Below are 4,054 nucleotides of genomic sequence, written 5' to 3'. Positions count from 1 at the left end.
CACGTACCCCGCGGGGTACGTGGGCGCCGCCCGGCCGCCGGACCGGTCGGGCGCTTCTAGGTCTCGCGCCCGGCGGTCCAGATGCGGCTGCTCAGGTCCCGGCCGCGGAGCACCTGTACGCGCCACGGCTCGATGCGCAGCAGGTGGTACTGCGGGTCCTGCGGGCCGCCTGACCAGTAGCCGCGGGGGTCGTAACCCACCCCGGCCGGGCTGCCCTTGCGGTACAGCTCCCAGCCGCGGAGCTTGACGGCAGGGTCGTCGACCCAGGTGGAGACGCTGTCGATGAACACCGCGTTCTGCCGGGGGCTCCAGTAGGAGTAGGTGGTGTGCGGGTTGTTCGCCAGGTGGGCCGCCTTCACCGGTGTCTTGTACGTGGCGAGCCAGCCGACGGGGCGGCCGTCCACGACCTCCCAGACGGGCAGCAGCACGCGTGCCCGGGGCCGGCCCTGTTTGTCGACGGTGGTCATGGTCGCGTAACCGATGTCGCTCACGTACTGGAGGAACTCGCTCTCCAGGGCGGAGAAGGAGGACACGTTCAGCGCCATGGCGCCACCTCCGTCGTCAGGGTGTTCATCGTGTGGCCCCCGCCGTCTGCACGGGCGTGGTGTCGGCCGGTGCCGTGGCCTCGCCCCGGGTCGCGGCGTCTTCCGTCGTGCGGCGCCGGCCGCGCAGGCCGAAGGCGCTGATGAGGACGGCGAGGACGGCCGCGGTGAACGGGACGAGCAGGGCGGCGTGGTAGCCGTCCAACAGTGCGCCGGGCGTCCCGTCGTCGCCGGTGGCCGCGGTGCTCACGGCGGTGACCGTGGACAGGCCGAGGGCGGCGCCGAACTGGAAGGCGGTGTAGAGGAGCGCCCCGGCCAGGCCCTGTTCCTCCTCGGCTATGCCCTCGGTGGCGACGATCGTCAGCGGGCCGTAGGCCAGCGAGAACGCCAGGCCCAGGGTGATGAAGCTGGGGAACATCGCCGCGTACGTCCAGTCGTCGCCGACCGGCAGGAACAGGGCGTACGAGACCGCGGCCAGCAGCAGACCGACGAAGGTGACCCGGGCGTTGCCGAAGCGGTTGACGAGCCGTGGGGTGAGGGTGGGGGAGATGGCCGCGTCCACGCCGATCACCAGCAGGGCGAAGCTGGTCTGGAGCGCGGACCAGCCGCGCAACTCCTGGAGGTAGAGCACGGCGATGAACTGGAAGCCGAAGAAGCCGGCCGCGAGGAGCAGTGCGGCCAGGTTGGCGCGTACCAGTGAGCCGCTGCGCAGGATGCCCAGCCGCACCAGGGGGTTGGGCGCCCGGCGTTCGGCGAGGACGAAGACGGCGAGGAGGACGAGGCCGGCGGCGAAGGTGCCCACCGTCTGCACCACGCTGGCGTGGGCGGCGCGCTCGACGCCGAGGACGAGCAGCACGATCGCGCCGGTCGCGGTGAGCGCCCCGAGTACGTCCACGCGCTGCCCGGTCCTGACCGGCCGCTCTGACCTCGGGATGAGGACGAACGCGGCGACCAGGATGACGAACGAGAGGACGACGGGGGCGAAGAACACCCAGCGCCAGTCGGCCGACGACAACAGCCCGCCGACGACCAGGCCGACCGAGAAGCCACCGGCCGCGGTGCCCGAGTAGACCAGGAGCGCCCTGTCGCGCTGTGGCCCCTCGGGGAAGCCGGTCGTGATGATGGACAGCCCGGCCGGAGTCATGAACGCGGCGGCGACGCCCGTCACGAAGCGGGCGGCGATCAGGGTGGGACCGTTGTCGGCGAAGCCACCCAACCCGGAGAAGAGCAGGAAGACGGTGAGCCAGAACAGGAACATCTGCCGGCGGCCGAAGAGGTCCGCCGCCCGGCCGCCCAGCAGCATGAACCCGCCGTAACCCACCACGTAGGCGCTCATCACCCACTGCAACTCACCGGTGGACATGTCGAGGTCGGCGCGGATCGACGGCAGGGCCACATTGAGCATGGCCACGTCGATGCCCTCTAGGAAGATCGCTCCGCATAGGACGAACAGCACCGCCCAGGCACGCCCGTCCAGGCGGGCGACGCCGGGTTCCGACGGTGGGGATGCAGACGACGTGGACACGTCAGACTCCTTCGAGTACGAGGAACAGCGAGGATGGGGAAAGGGGAAGAAGGCAACGGGGTGCCGGCCCGGAACGCGCACTGCGCAGTGCGGTTACCGATTCGATGGTCGGTTCCCTCTTGTTACTGCCTCGATCCTGGTGCACTCTGAACGACCATGGAAGAAGGCACTTTGAAGTCACCGAGTCACTGCACGGGAACCGGGGACGACCAGGCCCGCCAGTGGGACGCCCGCGAAGGGTGTGAAGTCCGGCAGATCCTGGACCGGGTGGGCGACAAGTGGTCGCTCCTCGTCATCGCCCTGCTCGACCGACGCACCCTGCGCTTCACCGAACTGCGGCGCGAGGTCGACGGCATCAGCCAGCGCATGCTGACAGTGACCCTGCGGCAGTTGGAACGAGACGGCCTGGTGCACCGCACGGTCCACCCGGTCGTTCCGCCGCGGGTGGACTACCAACTCACCCCGATGGGCGCCACCCTGCACGACACCATCCAGGCGCTGGTGACCTGGACCGAGGGCCACCAGGACGAGATCGCCGCCGCGCGGGCCGCGTACGACCAGCGCGAGGAGCAGGCGCAGAGCGCATGACGGGCAGGGGCCGGCCCGGCAGTGGCGTGCGGTAGGTCCACTGCCGCGGGCCGCGGCCGGGCCGGCCTGTCGCGATGGGTGAGGTGGCTGGCTAGCTGCGGTGCGGGGCGGCCGGCCGCGTTGGGTGAGGTGGCAGGCTGCTCCCGGGTACGCCCGGGACGCAGGCCAGGGCGCGTCGGTCGGGCTTCGTGGGCCGCGTCTTTCACGAGCAAGGGCGAGCTTGCGACCGGGGCGAGCTCGGCCCGGGCGCCCGGTGTCATCCCGAAGTCGCGCCGGCCGTACGCCTGGCGACGGACGCCAGTTCACTCTGCGGAGCGATCCTTCGCAACGGCACGGCTGCGATCGTCGAGCGTGAGCGCAACGAGCGCCAGCCCGTCGAAGTCGAGGACTGACATGCAACCCATCCAGCACGCCGAAACCTCCGTTGCCGCCCAGCCGGGTCGGCTCCGCTCGGCGTGGCGGGCCGCCCACGAACCCGTCGCCGGAGTGCCCCGCTGGCTCCAACGCACCGCCTACGCGGTGCCGCTCGTCGTCCTGCCCTCAAGCCTGTGGCGGCTCCCCTCGGCGTTCGACGGCGGGATCAACCCGTACATCCTCTTCCTCTCGGCGGCCTCCGAACTCCTCGCCTTCACCGCGATCGGTCTCGTCGCCCGCTGGGGTGAGGTGTTTCCGCGCTGGCTCCCCGGCCTGCGCGGACGCCGCGTCCCGACGAAGGCCGCGGTCATCCCGGCCGCCATCGGAGCCGTGCTCCTCACGGCGGTGTTCACGGTCCTGGCCGTCATCGTGGAGGTCCAGGGCACCACGATCCGCGGTGGCGACCTGCCCGACGACTTCCCCACACAGGCCGGTGGCTTGGAATCCGCCTGGTTCTACGCCTGCTACACGCCGCTGATTCTGTGGGGGCCGCTCTTGGCGGTGCTGACCGTTGCGTATCACCGGCGCCGGCATAGAGTGGGAATGGCTGTCGCAGCGTGAGCGGCCGGCGCACCTTCGCTCGTGGGAGGTGCGTTCTGGATAGCCCAACTACCCGGGCAGAAAGGCGAGGGGCGAGCCGGCCCCTCGTCTGCTGAGAACCCTGAGAGCGTCACCGGTGTGCTTCTATGAGGAGGTCATTCAGTGGTGGTTCTCCGCTGATTACGGATATGGCTCTAGTGGGACTGACTCACCGTCAATTAACGTCATGCTCTCCCTATCTGATATGGCGTCACCGTATGGGGGAATGTGGAGGGCCTGCCAGGCGGGGCAGGCCGGGCGCCCGGCGAAGGTGGCAGCCAGCGGGCGCCGGGGGGCGTCGGTGCCGCGGTGTCACAGGGTCCCGCGGTCGAGTGGCTCGCCGTGATCGAGCGGCCGTGTGCCCGCACGGCCGAGTTGGTGTCGGGCACGCAATTCCGTGCGTGCC

The 4,054-nt window shown here is 70.5% G+C and carries 4 protein-coding genes; 2 read left to right on the top strand and 2 right to left on the bottom strand.

Annotation, left to right across the window (positions count from 1 at the left end):
• Nucleotides 1-56 precede the first annotated feature (56 nt).
• Together AAHZ94_RS29695 and AAHZ94_RS29690 are read right to left on the bottom strand one after the other, a co-directional pair.
• Nucleotides 57-545 carry a pyridoxamine 5'-phosphate oxidase family protein gene (locus tag AAHZ94_RS29695; protein WP_349996791.1) on the bottom strand — a complete coding sequence of 163 codons (489 nt, stop codon included), beginning with the start codon at nucleotides 543-545 and terminating at the stop codon, nucleotides 57-59.
• Between the two features lie 25 nt (nucleotides 546-570).
• Nucleotides 571-2,067, bottom strand: a complete 1,497-nt coding sequence (locus tag AAHZ94_RS29690; protein ID WP_502964824.1) for an MFS transporter — start codon at nucleotides 2,065-2,067, stop codon at nucleotides 571-573.
• Between the two features lie 156 nt (nucleotides 2,068-2,223).
• Between AAHZ94_RS29690 and AAHZ94_RS29685 the strand changes: the two genes are divergently transcribed.
• Nucleotides 2,224-2,655 carry a winged helix-turn-helix transcriptional regulator gene (locus AAHZ94_RS29685; protein ID WP_349996789.1) on the top strand — a complete coding sequence of 144 codons (432 nt, stop codon included), beginning with the start codon at nucleotides 2,224-2,226 and terminating at the stop codon, nucleotides 2,653-2,655.
• A gap of 393 nt (nucleotides 2,656-3,048) precedes the next feature.
• A complete protein-coding gene (locus AAHZ94_RS29680; protein ID WP_349996788.1) occupies nucleotides 3,049-3,630 on the top strand; it encodes a hypothetical protein in 582 nt (193 codons plus the stop codon).
• Nucleotides 3,631-4,054: the final 424 nt, after the last annotated feature.

The organism is Streptomyces sp. HSW2009, from assembly GCF_040240285.1.
Classification (GTDB): Bacteria; Actinomycetota; Actinomycetes; order Streptomycetales; family Streptomycetaceae; genus Streptomyces.
The sequence above is the reverse complement of the archived record's forward strand: the minus strand, read 5'-3'. Positions and strand labels throughout refer to the sequence as shown.